This window comes from Kitasatospora sp. SolWspMP-SS2h, assembly GCF_003259315.1.
GTDB classification, from domain to species: Bacteria; Actinomycetota; Actinomycetes; order Streptomycetales; family Streptomycetaceae; genus Kitasatospora; species Kitasatospora fiedleri.
On the sequence record NZ_QLLT01000014.1, the window covers coordinates 166,432 to 189,746 of the forward strand.

General features: G+C 73.1%; 24 protein-coding genes. 9 read left to right on the forward strand and 15 right to left on the reverse strand.

The window, feature by feature from the left end:
• Positions 1 to 49: 49 nt before the first annotated feature.
• A complete protein-coding gene (locus K353_RS19160) occupies positions 50 to 568 on the reverse strand; it encodes an ABC transporter substrate-binding protein (RefSeq protein ID WP_199528164.1) in 519 nt (172 codons plus the stop codon).
• A 347-nt stretch (positions 569 to 915) separates the two neighbouring features.
• Between K353_RS19160 and dtd the strand changes: the two genes are divergently transcribed.
• Entirely contained in the window at positions 916 to 1,347 is a 432-nt protein-coding gene (gene dtd, locus K353_RS19165; protein ID WP_111554821.1) for a D-aminoacyl-tRNA deacylase, read from the forward strand.
• Positions 1,348 to 1,485: 138 nt separating this feature from the next.
• On the opposite strand, the gene K353_RS19170 is transcribed toward dtd, so the two are convergent.
• From K353_RS19170 to K353_RS19180, 3 genes are all read right to left on the reverse strand, one after another.
• Complete coding sequence (locus K353_RS19170; protein WP_111554822.1) at positions 1,486 to 2,442, reverse strand: folate-binding protein YgfZ; 957 nt, start codon at positions 2,440 to 2,442, stop codon at positions 1,486 to 1,488.
• Positions 2,443 to 2,575: 133 nt separating this feature from the next.
• Complete coding sequence (locus tag K353_RS19175) at positions 2,576 to 3,022, reverse strand: Fur family transcriptional regulator (protein ID WP_111554823.1); 447 nt, start codon at positions 3,020 to 3,022, stop codon at positions 2,576 to 2,578.
• 86 nt (positions 3,023 to 3,108) lie between these two features.
• Positions 3,109 to 3,693, reverse strand: a complete 585-nt coding sequence (locus K353_RS19180) for an FABP family protein (protein ID WP_100836844.1) — start codon at positions 3,691 to 3,693, stop codon at positions 3,109 to 3,111.
• Between the two features lie 242 nt (positions 3,694 to 3,935).
• Between K353_RS19180 and K353_RS19185 the strand changes: the two genes are divergently transcribed.
• Positions 3,936 to 4,298, forward strand: a complete 363-nt coding sequence (locus tag K353_RS19185; protein ID WP_100836845.1) for a DsrE family protein — start codon at positions 3,936 to 3,938, stop codon at positions 4,296 to 4,298.
• On the opposite strand, the gene K353_RS19190 is transcribed toward K353_RS19185, so the two are convergent.
• The 5 genes from K353_RS19190 to K353_RS19210 all read right to left on the reverse strand — a co-directional run bounded on the left by K353_RS19190 (position 4,292) and on the right by K353_RS19210 (position 7,352).
• Positions 4,292 to 4,573, reverse strand: a complete 282-nt coding sequence (locus K353_RS19190; protein WP_111554824.1) for a DUF3099 domain-containing protein — start codon at positions 4,571 to 4,573, stop codon at positions 4,292 to 4,294. The two genes, K353_RS19185 and K353_RS19190, sit on opposite strands and share 7 nt — an antisense overlap.
• 77 nt (positions 4,574 to 4,650) lie before the next feature.
• Positions 4,651 to 4,941, reverse strand: coding sequence for a DUF1416 domain-containing protein (locus K353_RS19195; protein ID WP_014137449.1), 291 nt, complete (start codon positions 4,939 to 4,941; stop codon positions 4,651 to 4,653).
• Between the two features lie 39 nt (positions 4,942 to 4,980).
• Complete coding sequence (locus K353_RS19200; protein ID WP_100836847.1) at positions 4,981 to 5,814, reverse strand: sulfurtransferase; 834 nt, start codon at positions 5,812 to 5,814, stop codon at positions 4,981 to 4,983.
• Positions 5,815 to 6,312: 498 nt separating this feature from the next.
• Positions 6,313 to 6,984 (reverse strand): DUF2993 domain-containing protein, encoded by a 672-nt coding sequence (locus K353_RS19205; RefSeq protein WP_111554825.1) that lies wholly within the window; start codon positions 6,982 to 6,984, stop codon positions 6,313 to 6,315.
• A gap of 122 nt (positions 6,985 to 7,106) precedes the next feature.
• Positions 7,107 to 7,352, reverse strand: coding sequence for a MoaD/ThiS family protein (locus K353_RS19210; RefSeq protein WP_111554859.1), 246 nt, complete (start codon positions 7,350 to 7,352; stop codon positions 7,107 to 7,109).
• 677 nt (positions 7,353 to 8,029) lie between these two features.
• On the opposite strand from K353_RS19210, the gene K353_RS19215 reads away from it, so the two are divergent.
• The 5 genes from K353_RS19215 (at position 8,030) to K353_RS19235 (ending at position 13,512) form a co-directional block, all read left to right on the forward strand.
• Positions 8,030 to 8,761: a response regulator transcription factor gene (locus tag K353_RS19215; RefSeq protein ID WP_111554826.1), complete on the forward strand. Its 732-nt coding sequence runs from the start codon at positions 8,030 to 8,032 to the stop codon at positions 8,759 to 8,761.
• A 126-nt stretch (positions 8,762 to 8,887) separates the two neighbouring features.
• Positions 8,888 to 9,940: a LacI family DNA-binding transcriptional regulator gene (locus K353_RS19220; RefSeq protein ID WP_100836850.1), complete on the forward strand. Its 1,053-nt coding sequence runs from the start codon at positions 8,888 to 8,890 to the stop codon at positions 9,938 to 9,940.
• An 89-nt stretch (positions 9,941 to 10,029) separates the two neighbouring features.
• Complete coding sequence (locus K353_RS19225) at positions 10,030 to 11,169, forward strand: S1C family serine protease (RefSeq protein ID WP_305000315.1); 1,140 nt, start codon at positions 10,030 to 10,032, stop codon at positions 11,167 to 11,169.
• A 115-nt stretch (positions 11,170 to 11,284) separates the two neighbouring features.
• Positions 11,285 to 12,058: a response regulator transcription factor gene (locus K353_RS19230; protein WP_111554828.1), complete on the forward strand. Its 774-nt coding sequence runs from the start codon at positions 11,285 to 11,287 to the stop codon at positions 12,056 to 12,058.
• Positions 12,055 to 13,512 carry a cell wall metabolism sensor histidine kinase WalK gene (locus K353_RS19235; RefSeq protein ID WP_111554829.1) on the forward strand — a complete coding sequence of 486 codons (1,458 nt, stop codon included), beginning with the start codon at positions 12,055 to 12,057 and terminating at the stop codon, positions 13,510 to 13,512. Before K353_RS19230 ends, K353_RS19235 begins: the two co-directional genes overlap by 4 nt.
• A gap of 76 nt (positions 13,513 to 13,588) precedes the next feature.
• On the opposite strand, the gene K353_RS19240 is transcribed toward K353_RS19235, so the two are convergent.
• The 6 genes from K353_RS19240 to K353_RS19265 all read right to left on the reverse strand — a co-directional run bounded on the left by K353_RS19240 (position 13,589) and on the right by K353_RS19265 (position 21,046).
• Complete coding sequence (locus K353_RS19240; RefSeq protein ID WP_199528165.1) at positions 13,589 to 15,397, reverse strand: bifunctional UDP-sugar hydrolase/5'-nucleotidase; 1,809 nt, start codon at positions 15,395 to 15,397, stop codon at positions 13,589 to 13,591.
• Positions 15,398 to 15,541: 144 nt separating this feature from the next.
• Positions 15,542 to 16,888 carry an ATP-binding protein gene (locus tag K353_RS19245; RefSeq protein ID WP_100836853.1) on the reverse strand — a complete coding sequence of 449 codons (1,347 nt, stop codon included), beginning with the start codon at positions 16,886 to 16,888 and terminating at the stop codon, positions 15,542 to 15,544.
• 17 nt (positions 16,889 to 16,905) lie between these two features.
• Positions 16,906 to 18,477, reverse strand: a complete 1,572-nt coding sequence (locus tag K353_RS19250; RefSeq protein WP_111554830.1) for an SCO6880 family protein — start codon at positions 18,475 to 18,477, stop codon at positions 16,906 to 16,908.
• A gap of 7 nt (positions 18,478 to 18,484) precedes the next feature.
• Positions 18,485 to 19,762, reverse strand: coding sequence for a hypothetical protein (locus tag K353_RS19255; RefSeq protein WP_111554831.1), 1,278 nt, complete (start codon positions 19,760 to 19,762; stop codon positions 18,485 to 18,487).
• Positions 19,752 to 20,570 carry a hypothetical protein gene (locus K353_RS34420; RefSeq protein WP_158585435.1) on the reverse strand — a complete coding sequence of 273 codons (819 nt, stop codon included), beginning with the start codon at positions 20,568 to 20,570 and terminating at the stop codon, positions 19,752 to 19,754. Before K353_RS34420 ends, K353_RS19255 begins: the two co-directional genes overlap by 11 nt.
• Before the next feature lie 128 nt (positions 20,571 to 20,698).
• Positions 20,699 to 21,046, reverse strand: a complete 348-nt coding sequence (locus tag K353_RS19265; RefSeq protein ID WP_014137435.1) for a hypothetical protein — start codon at positions 21,044 to 21,046, stop codon at positions 20,699 to 20,701.
• A gap of 250 nt (positions 21,047 to 21,296) precedes the next feature.
• On the opposite strand from K353_RS19265, the gene K353_RS19270 reads away from it, so the two are divergent.
• Complete coding sequence (locus K353_RS19270) at positions 21,297 to 22,358, forward strand: bifunctional lytic transglycosylase/C40 family peptidase (protein ID WP_111554833.1); 1,062 nt, start codon at positions 21,297 to 21,299, stop codon at positions 22,356 to 22,358.
• Positions 22,359 to 22,530: 172 nt separating this feature from the next.
• Positions 22,531 to 23,283: a phosphatase PAP2 family protein gene (locus K353_RS19275; RefSeq protein ID WP_111554834.1), complete on the forward strand. Its 753-nt coding sequence runs from the start codon at positions 22,531 to 22,533 to the stop codon at positions 23,281 to 23,283.
• Positions 23,284 to 23,315 lie beyond the last annotated feature (32 nt).

Here is a 23,315-nt window from a genome sequence, read left to right on the forward strand (position 1 = left end):
CAGGGCGGGTGCGGTGAGGGTGGGTGGACCCCGGCCGCGTCCGCCCCGCTCAGCGCTCGCCGAGCAGGTCGTCGACCCGGGCCTCCCCCTCACGGTACCTGCGGGTGATCTCCGCCCCGCAGTCGTCCGCGGTGCGCTGGAGCGCGTGGCGGCGGCCGGAGACCTCGCGCTGGTGCACGTCGAGCCGCTCGATCGCGGCCAGCAGGTCGGCGGTGGCGTGCGCGGACAGGTCGGCCAGCTGGACGTCGCCCATCAGGGCGTCCGCCTCCCGCCGGTAGCGCTCGCCGCGCGGCGGGCCGAGGGTGAGGTGCCGGGCCGGGCGGCGGGTCGCGGACGGGGCGTCGGCGAGGATGGCCGGCAGCCGGTCCAGCAGCGCGCACTGGGCCTCGCTCGCGCCCGTCAGCGGGATCTCCCGGCGCTGGAGCTCGGCCCGCAGGATGTCCATCCGGCCGTGCAGCAGGCGGCGCAGGTAGGACAGGTCGGCCTCCTGCTCCAGCGCGTCCCGGCGGAGCACCCGCAGTTCCTCCAGGGCCAGGCCGGCCAGCCCGTCGACCGCGCTCACGTCCATCAATCCGACCACCTGCCGTAGTACCAGTGCCCGCCGGTAGCACGGGCCGCCCGTCCTCCAGGGTTCCCCCCGGCGGGCGCTGCCACTCGTGCGGGTGACGCGGTTCGCCGGGACGGCGGACGCCCCGGCGGGGACCGGGTGGCCCCGGACCGTCGCACAGCGTGCCACCCCGGGCCCCGGCGCCGCACGCCCGAGTACCCGAACGGCCCCCTGGCGAACACCCCTGGCTAGTACGAAGAATCCGCGCCACCGGCTCACCTGCACGAATCGGGGCGCACCATGCGCGACCCCGGCGCGCAACCGGAGGCCGTGCGCCCCCCGGGTGGGCGCACCGGCACAATGGCGGCATGCGAGCAGTGGTGCAGCGGGTCGCCCGGGCGGCCGTGACGGTGGACGGCGAGACGGTCGGCGCGATCGAGGGGCCGGGCCTGTGCGTCCTGGTCGGTGTCACCCACGAGGACACCCCCGGGCAGGCCGCCCGACTGGCCAGCAAGCTCTGGACGCTGCGGCTGTTCCCGGGCAGCCCCGAGCAGTCCTGTTCGGAGCTGGGCGCCCCGCTCCTGGTGATCAGCCAGTTCACCCTCTACGGCGACGCCCGCAAGGGCCGCCGCCCCACCTGGAACGCCGCCGCCCCCGGCCCGGTCGCCGAACCGCTGGTGGACGCCGTGGTGGCCGAACTGCGCGCGCTGGGCGCCGAGGTGGCGACCGGGCGGTTCGGCGCCGACATGCAGGTGTCGCTGGTGAACGACGGGCCGTTCACCGTCCTGCTGGAGACCTGATCCCCTCGCGGGAGCGAGAGCCTGTCGCAGGAGTGAGAGTCCATCGTGGAAGTGAGGGCACCTTCCGAGAGTGAGAGGGTGTCACACGAGCGAAGCCCCCTCGCGGAGGCGAGACGCCCTCACGGAGGCGAAGGCCCCTCAGGCCGGGACGATCACGTCCTGGGTGCCCGGCACGCCGTCGGCCAGCAGTACCGCGTCCACCGGGGTGTTGCGCTTGACCAGGGCCAGTGCGATCGGGCCGAGCTCGTGGTGCCGGGCCGAGGAGGTGACGAAGCCGACCGGCCGCTCCTGGCCCTGGACCCGGACCTCGGTGCCGTGCGCGGGCAGCTTCTCCTCGGTGCCGTCCAGGTGCAGGAACACCAGCCGGCGCGGCGGCCGGCCCAGGTTATGCACCCGGGCGACCGTCTCCTGGCCCCGGTAGCAGCCCTTCTGCAGGTGCACCGCGCTGTCCAGCCAGTCCACCTCGTGCGGGATGGTCCGGTGGTCGGTCTCGAAGCCCAGCCGCGGCCGGTGCCCCTCGACCCGCAGCGCCTCGTACGCCCAGACGCCCGCCGCCGGGCCGAACTCCTCGGCCGCCGCGGCCAGTTCGGCCCGCGGCAGGAACACGTCGCGGCCCCACGGCAGTTCGCGTACCGCGGCGGCGCGCTCGACCGGGGCGGTGGAGCCGGCCGGCAGGAAGACCACCGCGTACCGCTCGGTGGCGTCGGCGACCTCGACCCGGTTCCAGAACTTCATCGACTCCAGGTACTTCACCAGCGCGGGCGCGCCGCCGGGCTCGACGTGGATCCAGGTGGTCTCCCCGTCGTCGACCAGGTAGAGCGCGTGCTCCACGTGCCCGTTCGGGGAGAGCACCAGCGCCTCGGTGGCCCGCTGCGGCGGCAGTTCGCTGACGTGCTGGGTGAGCAGCAGGTGCAGCCAGCTCAGCCGGTCCGGGCCGGTCACGGTGATCACGCCGCGGTGCGACAGGTCGGCGAAGCCGCGTCCGGCGGCCAGCGCGCGCTGCTCGCGGAACAGGTCGCCGTAGTGGGCGGCGACCCCCTCGTCGGGACCTTCGGCCGGGACGGCGCCGGGCAGGGCAAGCAGCGGGCTCTTCATACCCGCCAGCCTAGACCGACCGGCGCGGGAGGACGGCGTCGCGGGAGGACGGCGTCGCGGGCCGAAGGCTTCTCGTCCCCGCGTGACGGCTCTCGTCCCACGTGCCGGCTCTCGGCCCACGTGCCGGTCGGCCCTACGGCTGCCCGTCCGCCAGCTTGGCGGTGCAGTCCGCGCAGCGGCCGAAGATGGCGAAGTGCTTGAGGTCGGTGTCGAAACCGTGCTCGGTGCGCAGGCTGTCGATCAGCGGGGCGGCGATCTCGGTGTCGGTCTCGGTGACCCGGTCGCAGTCCCGGCAGACCAGGTGCAGGTGGGTGTGCCGGCCGGCCAGGTGGTAGGTGGGGGCGCCGTGGCCGAGGTGCGCGTGCGAGACCAGGCCGAGTTCCTCGAGCAGCTCCAGCGTCCGGTAGACGGTGGAGATGTTGACGCCGCTGGCGGTCTTGCGGACCTGGCCCAGGATCTCGTCCGGGGTGGCGTGGTCGAGCACGTCGACGGCCTCCAGCACGAGCTGGCGCTGCGGGGTCAGCCGGTAGCCGCGCTCGCGCAGGTCGGACTTCCAGTCGGTGCTCTCGCTGTTCGCCACGTGTGTCCCTGCCCGGTGAGAGGTCGTGCCGACAAGTGTAGGGACCGGCCGCCCGGCCGGTCCCCGCTTCGTGCCCGGACGGCGGATCAGCGGAAGAACGCGATCCCGTCGTCCGGCAGGTCGTTGATGTCGTGGATCAGCTGCGCCGGGTTGAGCACCTTCTTCAGCTGCGCGGACATGTACGGCCGCAGCGGCACCTCGGGGGCGGCCTTCTCGCCGACCCAGAGCAGCTCGTCCTTGACCAGGCCGTAGAGCCGCTTGCCGCCGCTGTACGGGGCCGCGTCCTCGATCCGGGCGACCGCGTCGGTGGCCAGGTCGATCTGCGGCTTGCCGTCGTGCAGCTTGCCGTACCAGATCTCCACGGTGCCGTCGTCGCGGACCGAGGAGACCTCGATCTCGCGCTCGCCGCTGGTGCCGTGCTGGTTGCTGGTCACCCGCCAGAAGGAGTGCTCGGTCTCCAGCGGGCGGACCTTCTCCCCCTGCTCGTCCAGCACCCAGGTGCGGGAGCGGAACTCCAGGAAGGGACGGCCGTCGTGCCGGAAGACGATCTCCTGGCCGAAGTTGCACTTCTCGCTGCCGGGGAAGTCGTGGACGCCCGCGCCCTCCCAGGTGCCGAGGAGGAAGGCGAGCGGGACGACGTCGCGGTGGAGGTCGGAAGGAATCTCGATCATGGTCCTGGCTGGTGTCGTCGGACGGTTACCGGGTCAACCGTACGGCAGTCGTCAGCGCTGGCCCTGGTAGAGCTTCATGACGGAGAAGATGGCGAACCAGGTGATCAGCACGGCCATCAGAGCCAGCAGGCTGTCGAAGAAGATCTCAAGACCGGACACGGTGCGCTCCCAGGGGCGGGTTCGACGGGCTGTGGTACGGCGCGAGTCTATCCGGCGCCCCTCGCGCCCGTAGTCTCTGGGGCATGTCGAAGAAGCTGGTCATCAAGGTCACCGCCGGGGCGGACGCCCCCGAACGCTGCTCGCAGGCCTTCACGGTCGCCTCGGTCGCCGTCGCCAGCGGCGTGCCGGTCTCGCTCTGGCTGACCGGCGAGTCCGCCTGGTTCGCCCTGCCCGGGAGGGCCGCCGAGTTCGAGCTGCCGCACTCCGCGCCGCTGCCGGACCTGCTGGAGGCCGTCCTGGCGGCCGGGAGCGTCACCCTGTGCACCCAGTGCGCGGCGCGCCGGGACATCGCGCAGGCCGACGTGATCGAGGGCGTGCGGATCGCCGGCGCGCAGGTGTTCCTGTCCGAGGTGATGGCGGACGACGCCCGGGCGCTGGTCTACTGACGCTCCTCCGGGGGCTCGCGGTCCGGCGCGTCCCGGTCGTGGCCGCGCCGCTCCCAGCGCGGGTCGTCCCAGCGCGGGTCGTTCCACCAGTCGTCGTCGCGGTCGCGCCGGTTGGCGAGGACGGCGGCCACCGGCGGGATCACCATGGCGACCGCGCACATGCCGATGGCGGCGCCGACCGACCAGAAGCGCACCACGCCCCAGGCGAGGACGAACAGGGTCAGGCAGACGCCCATCATCACGAAGTAGCGCACGTGCCGTCGATGTGCCTGCACCCCTCCAGGGTAGGCCGCGGGGCCCCGGCCGTTGAAGACGGCCGGGGCCCCGCGGTGCACCGCCTAGTGCGGTCGTCTCAGACCGCGATCGCGACCTCGGTGAACTCGCCCTGGGTGGCGACCACCTGGCGGTCCACGGTGGCGCCGGGCACCAGGGCCCGCAGCGTCCACTTGCCCGGGCGGGCGAAGAACCGGAACTGGCCGGTCGCCGAGGTCGGGACCTCGGCCGTGAACTCGCCGTTCTCGTCGAGCAGCCGCACGTAGCCGTTGACCGGCTCGTCGTTGCGGGTCACGGAACCCTGGATGATCGTCTCGTTGGCCACGTCAACTCCTGCCAGGTCCGGGCCGCCGGCCTTCGCACCGCACATGTCTGTCTCCCTCGTCCTTGCCGTCGTGCGAGCCGGAGCTCAGTTGCCGAGCTCGATCGGCACGCCGACCAGGCTGCCGTACTCGGTCCACGAACCGTCGTAGTTCTTGACGTTCTCCTGGCCGAGCAGCTCGTGCAGCACGAACCAGGTGAGCGCGGAGCGCTCGCCGATCCGGCAGTACGCGATGGTGTCGGTGGCCAGGTCGACGCCCTCGGCCTCGTAGAGCGCCTTGAGCTCGTCGTCGCTCTTGAAGGTGCCGTCGTCGTTGGCGTTCTTCGCCCACGGGATGTTCTTGGCGGACGGGACGTGGCCCGGGCGCTGCGACTGCTCCTGCGGGAGGTGGGCCGGGGCGAGCAGCTTGCCGGAGAACTCGTCGGGCGAGCGGACGTCGACCAGGTTCAGGCTGCCGATCGCGTTGACCACGTCGTCGCGGAAGGCGCGGATCGAGGAGTCGGCCGGCTGCGCGGTGTACTGGGTGGCGGCCCGCTCGGGCTGCTCGACGACCAGCTCGCGGGAGTCGAGCTCCCACTTCTTGCGGCCGCCGTCCAGCAGGCGGACGTCGCCGTGGCCGTACAGCTTGAAGTACCAGTAGGCGTAGGACGCGAACCAGTTGTTGTTGCCGCCGTAGAGGACCACGGTGTCGTCGTTGGCGATGCCCTTGGCGGACAGCAGCGCCTCGAAGCCGGCCTGGTCGATGAAGTCGCGGCGGACCGGGTCCTGGAGGTCCTTCTTCCAGTCGATCCGGACCGCGTTGCGGATGTGGTTCTTGTCGTAGGCGGCCGTGTCCTCGTCGACCTCGACGATGACGACCTTCGGGTCGTCCAGGTGGGCCTGGACCCAGTCGGCGTCGACCAGGACGTCGCTGCGGCTCATGTGGGTTCTCCATCCGGGGGCGGTTGGCGGAAGGCTTCGGGAGTGCTCCGGGCCGTGCGCGTCCGCACGTCCGTCCGCATGCTGGGACGGAGGTGGGTGCGGCTTCGGCCGGGGTGGATCGGTGGGGTTCTCGCCGCTCCGGACGCACCGGTGCCCGTGGCTACCGGTTCGCGGCGTCGGAGCGGGGCGGACGTGCCGGGAGTACGGGGCGCGACCGCCGGGTCAGCGCATTCGACACAGGCAGCTCGACACGCGGCAGTGGTCTACCGCCCGCCGCTTCGTGAGGTCCGCCTGTCGCTTCATGACCACGATGCTAGGGACTCGGAGGGGGCGCTGTCATCATTGTGTCGAATGTTGAGACCGGATCATCCGCATGGTGGGATTTACCGATTTCCGCCCTCGGCCGGAGCGGCCCGGGCCCGGTGCGGGGACCGGGCGGACGGGTGATTCGGGGCGTTCCGACGGCCGGCCTGGACAGCCCGTCTCGCCCAGCGGACGCTAGTGGCCGAGCGTGGTGCCGGGGGCGAGGGTGAAGCGCAGCCGGACGCCGTCCTGCTCCGGGGTGGCCTCGGCCAGGGCGAGGCCGGTCGGCAGGCCGGTCAGGGCGAACCGCTGGGGCTTCAGCAGGTCGCCGGCCAGGCCGTTCAACTTGGAGGCCGCGCCGGTGAGTTGGAGGTTGTCCACGATCACCTGGTTGCCCTCGCTGCGCAGTCGGCCCTCGACCGAGCCGCCCGGCACCTCGGCCTTCACCTTGCCCGGGCCCGCGTACGCCAGGGTGAGCCGGCCGCCGCCCACCATGAACTTCGACAGGTCCCGGTAGTCGATCACGCCCCGGCCGTCGCCGTGCCCGACGGTGACGCCCCGGTAGGAGTCGGTGAACTTCACGTCCGACAGGTCGGCCCGGAAGGCGTGCACGGTCACCGTCTCGCGGCCGTCGGTCACGGTCATCCCGTCCGAGCTCATCGTGACCTTGTCCAGCTCGCCCGCCAGCGCGCTGGTCAAGAACGGGAAGTCGTCGATGCTGACGTCCGGCTTGGTGGTCATCCAGCCCGAGGAGACGGCCGCGTCCGCCGCCTGGTCCTCCGCGACCCCGACGGCTATCCGGTCGGCGCCGACCAGCAGCCCGGCCACCACCCCCAGGCCGATCAGCAACTTCACCGAGCCGTGCATCGCACTCCCCCAGCAGACGGTCGATCCGACGTCCGTTCGGAGACGAACGGCATTCGGGCTACGGACATAGGGACGATCGCACGCATGCCCCAGTTCCGGAACGGCAGCCGGGGAACCGGTGATCAGCCTCCGGCGAACGGCGGCAGCACCTCGACCGTCCAGCCCGCGGACAGCGGCACCCCGGCGTGGTCCCGGCCGCCGGTCTGCTCGCCGTCCAGCAGGAACGAGCACACCCCCAGCAGCCGCAGCAGCTCCGGCCGGTCGGCGTGCGCGGCGCGCACCGCGGCCAGCGCCCCGGCCAGCGTCGCGGCCTCGATGGCCTCCTCGGCCCGGCCGGCCGCGGACTTGGCGGCGGCCCAGTAGCGCACCGTCCCGCTCACTCGTCCGGGTGAGCCGGCGGCGGCGGGTTCCCCGGCGGCGGTGCGTGCTTCGGCGGTCGCGGTCACGGCAACCCCTCTCGACGGTCCTCGCCCGGTACGGCGGCCGGCCCGGTGCCGGCCGGCCCACCCGTGGAATCGGGGTACACGTACGGTGCGGCCGGTGCGGCCCCCATCATCGCGCGCTCCCCCCACCCGGAGGCAAACCCCCCGGGCCGCGCCGCCCCGCCGGAGCGGCGCGCCCCACGGCCCGGAGCGCCGATCGCTGCCGCGCGCCCCGCCCGCGCCTCTCCCCAGGCCGCAGCCGGTCGGCTATCCTCGAACCCGATGAGGGATCCGGGCAGAGTCGCCCCCGGGTCCTTTCGTGCTTTCAGGACGCCATACGGACGTTCTTGCGAACGGTGCCCCACCCGCACCCGCCGCCGGAACACCACCGCCGCGGGCCGCACGACGAGGTGCGCACCCCGGGACGGGACCAGACCGGAGGGTACGCCGATGGACGGGGCACCAGCGGGACGCCAGGGGTTGCGGGACCCCGGGCGAGCCACCGCCGCGCCGCCCGCCGACGCCCCCGCCGACCCGGTCGGCGTTCCCCCCACCCTGTACCGCGGCCACCGCTCTCCCCGGCGGCCGCGACCGCGACGACCCGGAAAGGGGACTAACCGGGTATGAGTTCTCTGCTCCTGCTGACGAACGCCCTGCAACCCTCCGCCGAGGTGCTGCCCGCCCTCGGGCTGCTGCTGCACAGCGTCCGGGTGGCCCCCGCCGAGGGGTCCGCCCTGGTCGACACCCCGAGCGCCGACGTGATCCTGGTGGACGGCCGGCGCGACCTGCCGCAGATCCGCAGCCTGTGCCAGCTGCTGCGCTCCACCGGCATCGGCAGCCCGCTGATCCTGGTGGTCACCGAGGGCGGCCTCGCCGCCGTCACCGCCGAGTGGGGCATCGACGACGTGCTGCTCGACACCGCCGGACCGGCCGAGGTCGAGGCCCGGCTGCGGCTGGCCCTCGGGCGGCTGAACGCGGCCACCGACGACAGCCCGATGGAGATCCGCAACGGCGACCTCTCGGTCGACGAGGCCACCTACTCCGCCAAGCTCAAGGGCCGCGTCCTCGACCTCACCTTCAAGGAGTTCGAGCTGCTCAAGTACCTGGCCCAGCACCCCGGCCGGGTCTTCACCCGGGCCCAGCTGCTCCAGGAGGTGTGGGGCTACGACTACTTCGGCGGCACCCGCACCGTGGACGTCCACGTCCGCCGGCTGCGGGCCAAGCTCGGGGTCGAGAACGAGCAGCTGATCGGCACCGTCCGCAACGTCGGCTACCGGTTCGTGGTGCCCGAGCGGCCCGAGAAGGGGCCGGAGCGGGCCGAGCCGAACCGCACCGGCGCCGCCCGCGAGCACTGACGCACGGCCGGGCGGGCCGCACCGCGGAAACACTCGCCCGGCTTTGCCCGGATCGCTCCCGAAACCGCCGTCCCACCAGGTGTCACCCCGGGCCGGACCGGCGAACCACCCGCGTAGACTCCCCCCGTGGCCAAGGTGACGCGCGACGACGTAGCCCGACTGGCTGGCACCTCGACCGCGGTCGTCAGCTATGTGATCAACAACGGTCCCCGGCCGGTCGCCCCGGCCACCAGGGAGAAGGTGCTCGCCGCGATCGAGCAGCTCGGGTACCGGCCGAACTCGGTCGCCCAGGCGATGGCCTCCCGGCGCACCAACCTGATCGGCATGGTCGTCCCCGACGCCCGGCAGCCGTTCTTCGCGGAGATGGCGCACGCCGTGGAACGCGCCGCCTCCGAGCGCGGCAAGCTGGTGCTGATCGGCAACTCCGACTACGTGGACGACCGCGAGGTGCACTACGTCCGGGCCTTCCTCGGGATGCGGGTCTCCGGCCTGATCCTGGTCAGCCAGGGCCCCTCGCAGCGCGCCGCCGAGGAGTTCGCCGCCATGGAGGGCGCCAAGGTGGTGCTGCTGCACCGCCGCCCCGAGGCGATCGACGACGTCGCCGTGGTCACCGACGACGTCGGCGGCTCCGAACTGGTCGTCCGCCACCTGCTGGAGGAGCACGGCCACCCGTACGTGGCCTGCTTCGGCGGCCCGGTCGAGTCCCCCGCCCCCGGCGACCCGGTGATCGACCACGTGGCCGGCTGGGAGCTGGCCATGACCGCGCACGGCCTGCCCACCGAGCCGTACCTGGTGGACGCCCCGTTCCACCGCTACGGCGCCTACCAGGTCGCGCTGGAGCTGCTCGGCTCCGACCGGCGCCCGCCGGCGATCTTCTGCTCCACCGACGACCAGGCGATCGGCGTGCTGCGGGCCGCCACCGAACTCGGCCTGCGCGTCCCCGAGGACCTCGCGGTGGCCGGCTTCGACGACATCCCCGAGGCCGCCTTCGCCTCCCCGCCGCTGACCACCGTCGCCTCCGACCGGGACGCGATGGCCCGGGCCGCCGTCGACCTGGTCCTCGACGACTCGCTGATGGTGCCCGGCAGCGACACCGAGCGGGTCCGCAAGTTCCCGTCGCGCCTGGTCGTGCGGCGTTCCTGCGGCTGCGCCGGCGACCGGGCCGGATCTCCCGCCTGACCAGGCTTTATGAGAAGCTGACGCGCTTCTCGGGGAACCTGTACCACCCTCTCATCCGGTCTTCATGAACCGCGCGGAACGTGGTCGTCATGAGCGACCAGCACCGCAACACCCAGGAGCCCCACCCCCAGGACGGCGGCGCGGGCCGGCTCGCGCCGCAGCCGCCCACCGTCCCCGCGCACCCGGCGGAGCAGCCGTACCCGCTCTATCAGGAGGCCGCCTACCCGGCGCTGCCGCCCGCGGCCCCCGCCGCCGGTGCCGGGGCCGCCGCCAGTGCCGGTGCCGGTGCCGACCAGCAGCCGCCCGCCGGGCACCGCGCCCGCCGCGGCCTGCTGCGCAGCCGGCTCGCCCTGGTCACCGCCGTCGCCGCGATCGCCGCCCTGGTCGGCGGCGTCAGCGGCGGCGCCCTGGTCGGCGACCGCTCCGGCACCACCGGCGCGAGCAGCACCCTGGTGCGCCCGGTCTCCGCGAACGCCGACGGCAGCGCCAACGTCTCGGCGATCGCCGCCGCGGTCTCCCCCGCCGTCGTGCAGATCACCGTCAAGACCAGCGGCGGCACCGCCACCGGCACCGGCGTGGTGCTCACCGCCGACGGCCAGATCCTCACCAACTACCACGTCGTCTCCGGCGCGGTGAGCGGCGGCGGCCAGACCACCGTCACCTTCCAGGACGGCTCCACCGCCCCCGCCACCGTCACCGGCACCGACAAGTCCCTGGACACCGCCGTCATCACCGCCTCCGGCGTCAGCGGCCTGACCACCGCCGTCCTCGGCGACTCCGACAGCACCGCCGTCGGCGACTCGGTGGTCGCCATCGGCAACCCCGAGGGGCTGACCGGCACCGTCACCTCGGGCATCGTCTCCGCCAAGAACCGGCAGGTCTCCGTCCAGGTCGACGAGAGCACCACCAGCAACAACGGCGGCTTCGGCTTCCCCGACCTGCCCGGCCGGCGCGGCTCCTCCGGCTCCGGCGGCTCGTCCGGTTCCTCCGCCGACACCGCCACCTACCAGGCCCTGCAGACCGACGCCGCGCTCAACCCCGGCAACTCCGGCGGCCCGCTGATCAACACCGCCGGCCAGGTCATCGGCCTCAACTCGGCGATGTACTCCGGCAGCGGCTCCGGCTCCGGCGGCAGCTCCGACGCCGGCAGCGTCGGGCTCGGCTTCGCCATCCCGATCAACAGCGTCAAGCAGGTGCTGTCCCAGATGCAGGCCGGCAGGACGGTCTGACCGCCTCCGCCGACCGCACCCCGCCGACCGACCCCCGCCGGCCGTCTCCCCCGATCCGTCCCACCCGACGGACAATGGCCAGGACCGCACCGGACTCAGAAAGGGCCCCGAGCCGATGACTCCCCCCGCCGACGACCGCACCCCCGCCGAGGCCCCGGGCGGCGGCGCCCGCGTCCTCGTGGTCGACGACGAACCCGCGCTGCGCGACGCGCTGGAATCCAGCCTCGCCTTCGAGGGCTACCAGGTCGCCACCGCCACCGACGGCTACGAGGCCCTGGCCGCCGTCGAACGCGACCGCCCCGACCTGGTGCTGCTGGACATCATGATGCCCCGGATGGACGGCCTCACCGCCGTCCGCCGGATGCGCTCCCGCGGCGACACCGTGCCCGTCCTGATGCTCACCGCCCGCGACGCCGTCGGCGACCGCGTCACCGGCCTCGACGTCGGCGCCGACGACTACCTCGCCAAGCCCTTCGAACTCGACGAGCTCCTCGCCCGGGTCCGCGCCCTGCTGCGCCGCAACGCGCTCGCCGCGGAGGCCGCCGCCCGCACCGCCGCCGACGAGGACGGCGGCGAGGTGCTGGCCTTCGGCGACCTGCGGATGAACACCGCCACCCGCGAGGTCACCCGGGACGGCACGCCCATCGAGCTCACCCGCACCGAGTTCATGCTGCTGGAGATGTTCCTCTCCCACCCGCGCCAGGTACTGACCCGGGAACAGATCCTCAAGGCCGTCTGGGGCTTCGACTTCGAGCCCTCCTCCAACTCCCTCGACGTCTACGTCATGTACCTGCGCCGCAAGACCGAGCAGCACGGCATGCCCCGGATCATCCAGACCGTCCGCGGCGTCGGCTACGCCCTGCGCGCCGCGACCGGCGCCGCGGCGTGAAGCCGATCGGCCGGCTCACGGGGTGGTTCCGCGGCAAGCCGCTGCGGAGCAGGCTGGCCGTGCTCACGGCCGCCGCGGTGGCGGTGGCGATCGCGGTCGCGGCGGCGGCGTGCTGGTTCCTGGTCCGCGACACGCTCTACCAGCAGGTCAGGACCAACCTGGCGGACGCACCGCAGCCGGTGCCGCCGGGGCGCGACCAACCCGGGCAGTTCGAGCCCCGCGCTTACTGCGGGACCACCGCCGACGAGGCCCTGGCAATGGTCCCGGCTTCCACCGACCGGTATCACCAGAACAAGTGGGACACCCAGGTGATGACCTCCGCCCAGGTCTGCTTCCCGCTCGGCTCGACCCGGGCGCTCGACAGCAAGCCCTCCGACCTGGACAATCCGGGCACGCTCAGCCATCCGGGCTACCGGGAGGGAGAGTACACCGACGGCACGCCGGCGATGATCCGGCTGCTCCCCGCCACCGTGGACGGCAAGCGGGCGGTCCTGCTGACCGCCACCCCGATCAAGAACGTCCAGGACTCGCTGAACTCCCTCGCCCTGCTGATGGCCGGTGTCGCCGGGCTCGGCGTGGTCGGGGCCGGGATCGCCGGCCGGGTCGTCGCCCGCTCCGCGCTCAAGCCGGTCGACCAGCTCACCGACGTGGTCGAGCACATCGCCCGGACCGAGGAGGTCGGCACCACCATCCCGGTCAACGGGAAGGACGAGATCGCCCGGCTGGCCACCTCGTTCAACTCGATGTCGACCGCGCTCGCCAACTCCCGCGAGCGGCAGACCCGGCTGATCGCCGACGCCGGGCACGAGCTGCGCACGCCGCTCACCTCGCTGCGGACCAACGTCGACCTGCTGATCCGGTCGGACGCGCAGGGGCGGGCGCTGCCCGCCGAGACGCGGGCCCGGATGCTGGGGAACATGAAGGCGCAGATGCAGGAGCTGACCGTGCTGATCGGGGACCTGCTGCAGCTGTCCCGGCCGGACACGCCGAACCCGGAGGCGGTGCGGACGGTGGTGCCGTTCCACGAGACGGTGGGGCGGGCGCTGGAGCGGGGGCGGCTGCGCGGGCCGTCGCTGACCTTCGAGACGGACGTGCGGCCCTGGTACGTGCACGGGGACCCGGCGGCGCTGGAGCGGGCGGTGATCAACCTGCTGGACAACGCGGTGAAGTACTCGCCGCCCGCCGGGACGATCGAAGTGTCGTTGCGGGACGGGCGGTTGACGGTCCGGGACCACGGGCCCGGCATCCCGGCGGAGGAACTGCCGTACGTGTTCGACCGGTTCTGGCGGTCGCCGTCCTCGCGTCAGCTGCCGGGTTCGGGGCTGGGGCTGTCGATCGTGGCGCAGACCGTGCGGGACACCGGCGGGCAGGTCTCGCTGGGTCCGGCCCCGCACGGCGGGCCGGGGGCGCAGGCGGTGGTGGTGCTGCCGGGGGAGCCGGCCGAGCCGCGCTGAGGACGGGCTGAGGACGGACCGGGGACGCACGGGGGGCGGGACACCGCCGGTGCCCCGCCCCGTCACCGCGCCGGGGTCAGCTGTTGTCCTCGCCGACGCCGACGACCTTGATCCGGTCGGCGGCCGGCGGGGCGATCGGCGCGCCCGCCGAGCTGTGGCCGGTCAGGTAGGCGTTGAACAGGTCCAGGTCGGAGGCGCCGACGAGCTTGTCGGTGCCGGCGGTGAAGGCCGGGAAGCCGTCGCCGCCGCCGGCCAGGAACTCGTTGGCGGCGACCCGGTAGCTCGCGTTCGGGTCGAGCGGCGCGCCGTTCAGGCGGATCGAGTCGACGACCACCCGGGCCGCGCCGGCCTGGTTCAGGTCGAGGGTGTAGTGCAGGTTCGAGGAGATCTGCAGCACCTTCGGGGCGGCCTCGTTGGCGCCGGAGACCTGCTGCTGGAGGACCTGCACCAGCTGGGCGCCGGTCAGCGTCTTGACCTGCATCATGTTGGTGAACGGCTGGACGGCGAACGCCTCGCCGTAGGTCACCACGCCGTCGCCCTCGCCGCCGGTGGCCTTGTACACCAGGTCGGCGCGGATGCCGCCGGGGTTCATGAACGCCACCTGCGCGCCGCCCTTGTCGGCGGGCGAGAGGCCGGCCAGCTGGGCGTCGGCGATCAGGTCACCGAGCGGCTTCTCCAGCGCGGTGGAGCCGCGGCCGTTGATGTCGGCGGTGATGTAGCCGGTGGCCCGGTTGGCGATCGGCGCGGCCAGCTTGGTGTACCGGTCGAGCAGCGCGGTCAGGTCCGGCGCCTTCGGCACGTCGCGGCGCACGACGTGGTTGGCGGCGGTGACCGTCGGGCGGACGATGCCACCGCTGCGCTTGTCCAGCTTGAGGTCGATCTCGGTGTACAGGCGGCCGAACGAGGCGGCGCTGGTGACCGAGCGGGGCACGCCGTTCGGGTCCGGGATCATGCAGGCGTACGAGTTGTGGGTGTGGCCGGTGACGATCGCCCCGACGGCCGGGTCGATGTTCCGGGCGATGTCCACGATCGGGCCGGAGACGCCCGCGCCGGCCGGGCCGCAGTCGTAGTTGTACACGTTGCTGGCGGGCAGGCCGCCCTCGTGGATCAGCGCGACGATCGAGTTGACGCCCTGCCGCTTCAGCTCGGCGGCGTACTTGTTGACGGTGGCGACCTCGTTGCCGAACTTGAGGCCCTGCACGCCGGCGGCGGTGACGATGTTCGGGGTGCCCTCCAGGGTCACGCCGATGAAGCCGACCTTGACGCCGTGGACGTTCGTCACCCAGTACGGCTTGAGCAGCGTCCGGCCGGTCTTCTCGCTGGTGACGTTCGCCGCCAGGTACGGGAAGTCCGCGCCCTTGAACTTGCGGCCCTTCTCGTAGCAGCCGTCGGTCGGGTGGCAGCCGCCGTTCTGCATCCGCAGCAGCTCGGCCGAGCCCTCGTCGAACTCGTGGTTGCCCACCGAGGTGACGTCGAGGCCGATCTTGTTCATCGCCTCGATGGTCGGCTCGTCGTGGAACAGGCCGGAGACCAGCGGGCTGGCGCCGATGATGTCGCCGGCCGCGACGGTGAGGCTGTTGCGGTGGCCCTTGCGGGCGTCGCGCAGCGCGGTGGCCAGGTACTCGACGCCGCCGGCCGGGGTGGCGACGGTCTTGCCGGTGGCCGGGTCGATCTCGTTGACCGTGCCCGAGGAGCCGGCCGGGGGCTCCAGGTTGCCGTGGAAGTCGTTGATGGCGAGGAGCTGGAGGTCCTCGTACTTGGGCTTGTCGTGGCCCCGGCCGTGGGCCTCGGCGGTGGCCGGGAGGGCCATCGTGCCGAAGAGGGCGGCGGCCGCGGCGACCGCGAGGGCGGTCGAGCGGCGGCCGGTGGAACCGGAAATGGGCATGGCTGTCCCCTGGACCGTCGGGGCCGCACCAGCGCGGCCTGGCGTTGTCTGGGTGCAGCCTAGGGTCAACGCGCGTAGCTGTCAGGAACCCGGAAGTAACGAGCTGGTTTCCGCGAGCTGACGGTCACCCCCCGCGACGGCCCGTCAGATCCGCGGCTGCGCCGCCAGCTGCTGGTCCGCGCGGTCCCGCTCGGCCACCGCGTCCTCGGTCATCGCCCGGTCGGTGTACACCAGCGGCTTCTCGGCCTCGGTGATGATGTGCTTCACCACCTGCACGTTGCCGTTGACGTCCCACACCGCGATGCCCGGCGACAGGGTCGGGATGATCTCCACCGCCCAGCGCGGCAGGCCCAGCACTCGGCCGGTGGCCCTCGCCTCCTCCGCCTTCTGCATGTAGATCGTCCGGGTCGAGGCCATCTTCAGGATCGCCGACGCCTCCTTCGCGGCCGCCCCGTCCACCACGTCCGACAGGTGGTGCACCACCGCGACGAAGGACAGGCCCAGCCGCCGGCCGAACTTCAGCAGCCGCTGGAACAGCTGCGCCACGAACGGGCTGTTGATGATGTGCCAGGCCTCCTCCACCAGGAAGATCCGCTTCACCCGGTCCGGCCGCAGCCAGGTGTGCTCCAGCCACACCCCGACGATCGCCATCAGGATCGGCATCGCGATCGAGTTCCGGTCGATGTGCGACAGGTCGAAGACGATCAGCGGCGCGTCCAGGTCGATGCCCGCCGAGGTCGGGCCGTCGAACATGCCCCGCAGGTCGCCGTCGACCAGCCGGTCCAGCACCAGCGCCACGTCCAGGCCCCAGGACTGCACCTCGCCGACCTCCACGCCCAGCGACTCCACCGCCGACAGGTCGGGGCTGCGCAGCGTGTCGATGATGTCGTTCAGCACCGGCTGGCGGTCCGTCACCGTGGCCAGCACGTACGCGTGCGCGGCCTTCAGCGCGAACCCGGCCCGCTCCTCCAGGCCGCGGCCCATCGCCACCTCGATGATGGTGCGCAGCAGCGACAGCTGGCCGCTGGTGGTGATCGCCGGGTCCAGCGGGTTCAGCTTCACGCCGCCGCCCAGGGCCGCCTGCGGGTCCAGCCGGATGGACTTTATCCCCAGCGCGTTCGCGATCAGGTTCCACTCGCCGACGCCGTCCTCGCCCTGCGCGTCCAGCACCACCACCTGGCGGTCGCGGAACCTCAACTGCCGCAGCACGTACGTCTTCTCCAGCGCCGACTTGCCGTTGCCGGACTCCCCCAGCACCAGCCAGTGCGGGGCCGGCAGCTGCTGGCCGTACAGCTGGAACGGGTCGTAGACGTAGCCCTTGCCGCTGTAGACCTCGCGCCCGATGATCACCCCGGAGTCGCCCAGGCCGGGCGCCGCGGTCGGCAGGTACACCGCCTGCGCCTGGCCGCTGGAGGTGCGCACCGGCAGCCGGGTGGTCTCCACCCGGCCGAACAGGGTGCTGGTGAAGGAATCGGTGAGCTTGCCGAGCATCGACGGGCCTCCGGGGGTCAGCGGCGGATGCCGGTGGCGAACGGCAGGGTGTTGGCGAACGCCCGGTGGTGCTCGCGGTCGCACCACTCCAGCTTCAGGTAGCTCTTGCCCGCCGACGCCCGGATGGTGCGCTTGTCCCGGGCCAGCGCCTCCGGGCTGCGCGCGGAGACCGTCAGGTAGCCGACCAGGTTCACCCCGGCCGCGCCCGAGGCCAGGTCGTCGCCGCGCTGGTCCACCCGGCCGGTGTGCGCCAGGTCGCGCGGGTCGACCGTGCGGTTCATCTTCGCCGCCCGGCTGGCCTCCGCCTCGTCGTTGGTCTTCTCGGTCAGCATCCGCTCGATCGCCACGTCGGTCGGCTCCAGGTCCATGGTCACCGCGACCGTCCGGATCACGTCCGGCGTGTGCACCAGCAGCGGCGCCAGGAAGTTCACCCCGACCGGGGTCAGCGGCCACTCCTTGATCCACGCGGTGGCGTGGCACCACGGCTCCCGGGTCGCCGCCTCGCGGGTCTTCGCCTGCAGGTACTGCGGGTGGGTGGCGTCCAGCTCGGCCGGCCAGGCGTTGCGCCTGCTCATCGCCTGGATGTGGTCGATCGGGTGGTCCGGGTCGTACATCGAGTGGATCAGCGAGGCCAGCCGGGCCTGCCCCAGCGGCTGCCGCACCCGGATGTCCGCCTCCGCCAACCGGGCGCAGATGTCGGTCAGTTCACGCGCCATCACGGTCGCCAGGCCGTCGTCGTCGCGGGCCCGCTTCTCGCCCCGCCCGTACGCCGTGCGCCCCATCGCGTGCGCCTCGGCCGCCAGGTCCCGGCTGTAGTGCATGCACGCCACCAGGTACGCCCGGTGCTGCTCCGAGGAGGTCGACACCATCGACTGCAGCTGGTCGTAGCTCTCCTGGAGCCAGCGCGGCGCGTTGTGGTCGCCGCGCCGCGCCACGTCCTTGGCGTGCGCGTCCGGGTCGGCCGGCAGCGTCCGGGCCAGGATCTGCAGCCGGGTCACGAAGCCGTCTCCGTTGGCCACGTGCTTGAGCAGCGTCCCGAACCGGTCGACCAGCGCCTCCTGGTCCTCGGAGTCGCGCAGGCCCACGCCCGGGCCCTCGATCTCGATCGCCGCGGTCACCGTCCGCCGCTCCAGGTGCATCAGCACCGCGACCTCGTCCGGCCCGAACGGCGCGGTCAGCCAGCGCAGCCGCCCCACCCCCGGCGGCGGGCCGACCTCCACCTCGCGCCCGTCCAGCCTGGTCCCGGCCTCGTGCACGTCCGGCTTCCAGACCGCCCGGCCGCTGCGGACCGTCCGCCGGAAGGTCCGGTTGATCTCCACCCACTTGTAGAACGTCCGCCGCCGGTACGGCACGTACACCGCCATGATCGCCAGCAGCGGGAAGCCCACCAGGCCGGCGATCCGCAGCGGCAGCAGGCTCGGGACCAGCCCCCACACCATGCCCAGGCCGGCGCCGGCGATGATCAGCACGATCTCGCCGTTCTCCCGGTTGCGCCCGATCGGCGCGTTCGGCCGCGCCTTGCCGATCAGGTAACTGCGGCGCTGATGGGCGTACTGGGTGCCGTACTGGCCGAGCTGTTCGGTGCTCATCTCCCCGTCACCCTCCCTTCGGGTTGTTGACCGGAGCCTGGGCCTGTGCGGGCGGCGCCGCCGGGCGCGGCGGGTTCGCGGGCCGGGAGGCGTGCGCCGCGATGCCCGCGCCCGCCCCGCCACCGCCGGTCGGGGAGCCGGAACCGCCGCCCCCGCCCTCCGCGCCGCCGCGCGAACCGTGCGTGGAGATGCCCTGCTTCACGAAGTTCGCCGGGCCGTTGATCATCGCGCTGCCGGCCTGCACCGCGCCCGCCCGGGCCCGCCGCATCGCCATCAGCTCGTCGCCGAAGCCCGGCACGAACCGGTACACCGCCGCGCTCGCGAAGATCGACAGGAACAGGATCGCCAGCCCCGCCAGCACCCGGCCGAAGTCGTCGTCCGCCCCCGCACCGGTCGCCACCGCGCCCGCCAGCCCCAGGATGATCACCACGATCGGCTTCGCCAGGTCCACCGCCAGCATCATCGCCGCCCACCGGCGCACGTGCTTCCACATCTGCTTGTCCACCAGGCCCGCGTACACCGCCGTCCCCAGCAGCGCGCCCACGTACAGCATCGCCGCCCGGATCACCAGCTCCACCCAGAGCACCGCCGCGGCCAGCACCGCCACCAGCGACACCAGGATCAGGATCAGCGGACCGCCGCCGATGCTCCCCTTCTCCAGGGTGTCCGCGAACCCGCCCAGGTAGGTGCCCGTGTCGGACTTCGTGCCCGCCGAGATCGCGTCCGTCAGCCCGTCGGTGACGGTCACCACCGTGTACAGGATCAGCGGCGTGAACGCCGAGGCGATCACCGTCAGCCACAGGAACCCGACCGCCTCCGCGAACGCCTGCCCCAGCGCCGCGCCGCGCACCGCCCGCTTGGTCACCGCCAGCAGCCACAGCACCAGCGTGATCACCGTCGAGACCGCGAACACCACCGCGTACTGCTGCAGGAACGCCGCGTTGGTGAAGTCGACCTTCGTCGTCCCGTCGATCGCCCCCGACAACTGCCGCACCACCCAGGCCGCCGCCTGCGCGCAGCCCTTCGCCAGCGACCCGAGCGGATCGGTGACGCCGGAGACGGCGCCCGTCCCGGGGATCACGGTGGCCCCGGGCGGGGCGCACTGGCTCCCCGCCCCGGGCAGCGGGACGTTCTGGGCGGCGCAGGTGGACGAGGGACTCGGTGTCGGATCGGCGGCCGCGACCCCCTGCAGGGCCAGCAGCGCGGTGAGTTGGAGGGCGCTCAGCGCGGCGCCGAGCGTCCCGGCCCGGCGCAGGAGGCGCAGTCTGGACGCGTCAGCGGGCATAGCGGAACCCTCCGAACTGCTGGACGGCATCGGCGATCTCTTTCGCGGTGGCCGCCTGCTGGTCGCCCGGCAGGGGGGCGGGGCCCGCGGCGCGGGAGTAGTCGGTGAGCTTCCAGTCGCTGCCGGTCCAGCGCATGGTGACGGTCAGGGTGTACCAGTCCTGGGTGACCGGGATGACGGAGCCCTCGCCGGTCAGGCCGTACAGGCCGGTGCACCAGACGTCGACCCGGGTGGCGGTGTCGGCCGCGTTGGTGGCGCGGGTGCCGACCGGGACGACCCGGTTGACGAAGGTCTGCCCCTTGGGCGGGCGGCCCTGCGCGTCCAGCCCGTAGCGCGCGTTCGTCTCCGGCGTGAACGCCTGATCGAGGCGGGCCCGGAGGGACTGGACGGCGGTGGGGTCGCCGATGGTGGCCAGGACGGTGCCGCGGCTGTCGGTGCGGAACATGTCGGTGGAGCCCAGGGCGACCGCGTAGTTGGCGGCGGCGGACTGCGCGCCCTGGTCGGTGTGCGGGTAGCCGGTGCCGACGCCGTTGGAGGTGGTGGTGACCGGCTGCTGGCCGCTGGCGGCGGTGCGGTCGGGGGAGGCGGCGGCCCCGGGGGCGCGGTCGCCGGAGGTGCCGGTGCCGGCGCGGCCGACCGGGGGCTTGTCCCGGTTGGCGACGGCGACGGCGACCACCAGCAGGGTGACGACGGCGAGGACGGTCAGGAGGGTGCGCAGCGGCCGGGCCTGACGGCCGGTCGCGGGGGCGGTCTGTTCGGCGACCGGTAGCCGCGTACGGGTGTGCGGCTGGTCGTCGGACAACGGCACGGGGCCCTCCTGGTGGGGCGCCGCCGCGCGGGGCGCGCGGCGGCGTGACGGGTTGCTCGGCGGGGAAGTGCGGGGGCCGGGGTGCGGCGGACCGGATCAGTGCTGGTCGGAGGGGAGTTGTCCGCCCGTCAGATGGCCATGCCGTACACAATGGTGAACAGGGTGCCGAGCGAACCGATGATGAACACGCCGGTCAGGCCCGCGACGATCAGCCCCTTGCCCTGTTCGGCGCTGAAGGTGTCGCGCATCGCGGTGGCGCCGATCCGCTGCTTGGCCGCGCCCCAGATGGCGATGGCGAGGCAGACCAAGATCGCCACCGCCATCACGACCTGGACCATGACCCGGGCCGAGGAGCCGAGGGTGGCGAACGGGCCCCAGTCCGGGGCGATCCCGCCGATGATGGTGTCGATGTCGGCCTTCTTGGGCGGGTCCTCCGCCAGGTACCGGATCACTGTGCTGTCCACGTTCAGGTCCATCCCATCTCACCGCCCGATCAGGAAAATTCAAGGCCCCGGACCACGGCCGAGCGAAGGGGCAGGGCCTGTTCTTGGCCAGATATGACGTCGACTTGGCTGCTTCTCGCGGATTGACCGTGGCTGGCCCGGACGTTCCGCCAGGATGTCCGGTGGTTCGAGGATACTGCCCGCCCTTGGTATCTGTGATGATTGCACCGGGCAATTGCGTAACAGGACATGGCCGCTGACGTTCCATCGGGATGGTGCTGGGATGGTGCTCCGGAAGGCTCGGCTGGCGGGTGCCGCGACGGTGGTGCTCGCGATCGGTTTCGTGGGTGTGGTGACCCTCGGGACGTACGCGGCCAGCGGGGTGCCGGAGCGCTCCTCGGCGTCCCTCGGGCTGTCCGGCGGGACGGTGCCGGCCGCGTACCGGTCGCAGATCCAGCGGTGGGGCGCGCTCTGCCCGGAGATCTCAGCGCCGATGCTGGCCGCCCAGCTCTACCAGGAGAGCGGTTTCGACCCGTCGGCGAAGAGCCCGGTCGGGGCCGCCGGCATGGCCCAGTTCATGCCGGGCAGCTGGGATGCCTTCAGCGTCGACGGCGACGGCGACGGCAAGCGGGACGTCTGGAACCCGCTCGACGCGATCGCCTCCGCCGCCAGCTACGACTGCCTGCTGGCCAAGCAGGTCTCCAACGTCCCCGGTGACCGGCAGGCGAACATGCTGGCGGCCTACAACGCGGGCCCCGGCGCGGTCTCCCAGTACCGGGGCGTCCCGCCGTACAAGGAGACCCAGGGCTACGTCCGCAGCATCCAGGCGCTGGCGACGTCCTTCACCGCCCCGGCCGACCCCGGCGCGCAGCTGGCGCTGTCCAGGGAGGCGGCGGGCGCGATCTGGTTCGCGCAGAGCAAGCTGGGCACCGACTACCTGTGGGGCGGCACCGGGCAGAGCTGGGAGGACGGCCGGTTCGACTGCTCGGGCCTGACGCAGGCGGCGTTCCAGGCCGTCGGGATCGAGCTGCCCCGGGTGGCGAACGACCAGTGGTACGCCGGGCCGCACCCGTCCCGGGACCAACTCCGCCCCGGTGACCTGGTGTTCTTCGCCAACGACCTGGAGGACCCGCGCACCATCCACCACGTGGGCCTCTACGTCGGCGGCGGCTACATGATCGACGCGCCGCACACCGGGGCCAAGGTCCGCTACGACACCATCGCGCAGAAGGACTACATCGGGGCGACCCGGGTCACCCCGGACGGCGCCGCCGCGCTGCCCGACCGGAACCCGAACGACGGCACCATCACCAGGGGCGGCGGGCCGGGCGGCGCCGCGAGCTGACCGGCCTCGGCATGTGCATGCGCGGTGGACGGTGAGTCAAGTTTGGGTAACGGTGCGTTTGGGGGGAAACCGCGGCGGCCTTGATCGCGTTGACTGAGGAGGCTACCGGTCGTCCGCACCCGGAAGCACCACGATCTGGGACCACTGCGGAGAGCGGACAGGGAGGTGCGGCGTGCCGACGCTGCTCGCCGACGCCGGAGCCGGTTCGGGCGACCCCGACCTCGGCCTGCTCAAGGCCGTCAACGGCCTGGCCGCGGACGCCCCGGGCTGGCTGGACTCGCTGGTCGCCTGGACGGCCGAGTACGGCATCCTGTTCGGCCTGGCCGCGATCGGCCTGGTCGCCTGGCTGGGCGCCCGCCGCCGCCCGGACGCCCCGGTCGCGGTGGCCGGTGTGCTGTGGGCGCCGCTCGCCGTGGCCGTCTCCGAGCTGGCCAACCTGCCGATCTCGCAGCTCGTCGACCGGCCCCGCCCGTTCGTCACCCACCCCGAGCTGGACGTGCTGGTGCCCGGCAAGGAGGACACCCTCTCCTTCGTCAGCGATCACTCGGCGATGTCGATGGGCGTCGCGGTCGCGCTGTTCCTGGTCAACCGCCGGCTCGGCCTGGCGGCCGGGGCGCTGGCCCTGCTCCAGGGCTTCTGCCGGCTGTTCGTCGGCGTGCACTACCCGACCGACGTGCTCGGCGGCTACGCGCTGGCCACCGCCGTGGTGCTGCTGCTGGCCCCGCTGGCGATGGCGGTGCTGGTGCCGCTGTGCCACGCGCTGTCCCGCGGCGCGCTGCGCCCGCTGGTGGTGGCCCGCGCCGCCGCCGCGGACTCCGGCCGCCGCCGCCAGGCCGCGCCCGCCGCCCGCCGGTCGGGCCGCCGGGCCGGGCGGGACCGGAGCCCCGAGCCGGAGCGCGGGTCCGGGTCCGACCTCGCCGCCTGACCCGCACCGGCCGGGTCCGTCCGGCTGCTCAT

Excerpts from the sequence above, each read along its gene's own strand:
- K353_RS19265 (WP_014137435.1), bottom strand. The coding sequence starts at position 21,046 with ATGGACCTGAACGTGGACAGCACAGTGATCCGGTACCTGGCGGAGGAC.
- K353_RS19195 (WP_014137449.1), bottom strand. The coding sequence starts at position 4,941 with ATGTGCGGTGCGAAGGCCGGCGGCCCGGACCTGGCAGGAGTTGACGTG.
- K353_RS19270 (WP_111554833.1), top strand. The coding sequence starts at position 21,297 with ATGGTGCTCCGGAAGGCTCGGCTGGCGGGTGCCGCGACGGTGGTGCTC.
- K353_RS19205 (WP_111554825.1), bottom strand. The coding sequence starts at position 6,984 with ATGCACGGCTCGGTGAAGTTGCTGATCGGCCTGGGGGTGGTGGCCGGG.
- K353_RS19230 (WP_111554828.1), top strand. The coding sequence starts at position 11,285 with ATGACTCCCCCCGCCGACGACCGCACCCCCGCCGAGGCCCCGGGCGGC.
- K353_RS19225 (WP_305000315.1), top strand. The coding sequence starts at position 10,030 with ATGAGCGACCAGCACCGCAACACCCAGGAGCCCCACCCCCAGGACGGC.
- K353_RS19200 (WP_100836847.1), bottom strand. The coding sequence starts at position 5,814 with ATGAGCCGCAGCGACGTCCTGGTCGACGCCGACTGGGTCCAGGCCCAC.
- K353_RS19160 (WP_199528164.1), bottom strand. The coding sequence starts at position 568 with ATGGACGTGAGCGCGGTCGACGGGCTGGCCGGCCTGGCCCTGGAGGAA.
- K353_RS19170 (WP_111554822.1), bottom strand. The coding sequence starts at position 2,442 with ATGAAGAGCCCGCTGCTTGCCCTGCCCGGCGCCGTCCCGGCCGAAGGT.
- K353_RS19245 (WP_100836853.1), bottom strand. The coding sequence starts at position 16,888 with ATGCTCGGCAAGCTCACCGATTCCTTCACCAGCACCCTGTTCGGCCGG.
- K353_RS19215 (WP_111554826.1), top strand. The coding sequence starts at position 8,030 with ATGAGTTCTCTGCTCCTGCTGACGAACGCCCTGCAACCCTCCGCCGAG.
- K353_RS19250 (WP_111554830.1), bottom strand. The coding sequence starts at position 18,477 with ATGAGCACCGAACAGCTCGGCCAGTACGGCACCCAGTACGCCCATCAG.
- K353_RS19180 (WP_100836844.1), bottom strand. The coding sequence starts at position 3,693 with ATGATCGAGATTCCTTCCGACCTCCACCGCGACGTCGTCCCGCTCGCC.
- dtd (WP_111554821.1), top strand. The coding sequence starts at position 916 with ATGCGAGCAGTGGTGCAGCGGGTCGCCCGGGCGGCCGTGACGGTGGAC.
- K353_RS19240 (WP_199528165.1), bottom strand. The coding sequence starts at position 15,397 with ATGCCCATTTCCGGTTCCACCGGCCGCCGCTCGACCGCCCTCGCGGTC.
- K353_RS19185 (WP_100836845.1), top strand. The coding sequence starts at position 3,936 with ATGTCGAAGAAGCTGGTCATCAAGGTCACCGCCGGGGCGGACGCCCCC.
- K353_RS19255 (WP_111554831.1), bottom strand. The coding sequence starts at position 19,762 with ATGCCCGCTGACGCGTCCAGACTGCGCCTCCTGCGCCGGGCCGGGACG.